Raw genomic sequence first — 505 nt, 5'->3', positions numbered from 1 at the left:
ATTATGGGAAGCTCCACAACGGTTGGCAGAACTTCATTGGCCAACCGTTGCGTTAAGTGTAGCGACGGTGGTGGTCTATTTGGTAACCAAACGCTACCGTCCTACTTGGCCTGCAGCAATGCTTGCCATACTGGTTACTACAGCATCGGTTTGGCTACTGCACTTACAAGAAATGGACGTGGCCGTAGTCGGCTTAACTCAAGGTGGTTTCCCTCAATTTCAAGCCCCACAATTTGAGCTTGGCGAAGTGCGTGAGCTCGTCGTGCCAGCGTTAAACTTAGCGATCGTTAGCTTTGTCAGCATGATGCTGACCGCGCGCAGCTTCGCAGCGAAGAACGGCTACGACATTGACGCTAATAAAGAGTTTCAGGCATTGGGGTTTGCCAATATTGCTTCTGCTTTCTCGCAAGGCTTTGCCATCAGCGGCGCAGATTCTCGTACCGCCGTTAACGACGCCAATGGGGGAAAGTCGCAATTGGTATCGATTGTGGCTGCCATCACCATT

1 protein-coding gene is annotated in these 505 nt (G+C 51.3%); it reads left to right on the top strand.

Going from position 1 to position 505, the window contains the following annotated elements:
• Positions 1-505, top strand: a 505-nt coding sequence (locus tag R7P74_RS29730; RefSeq protein ID WP_318124344.1) for a SulP family inorganic anion transporter, incomplete at both ends; no start/stop codon positions are given.

This window comes from Vibrio sp. 2033 (genome assembly GCF_033339735.1).
Note: the sequence above shows the minus strand (reverse complement) of the source record. Positions and strands in the feature narration are given on the sequence as shown.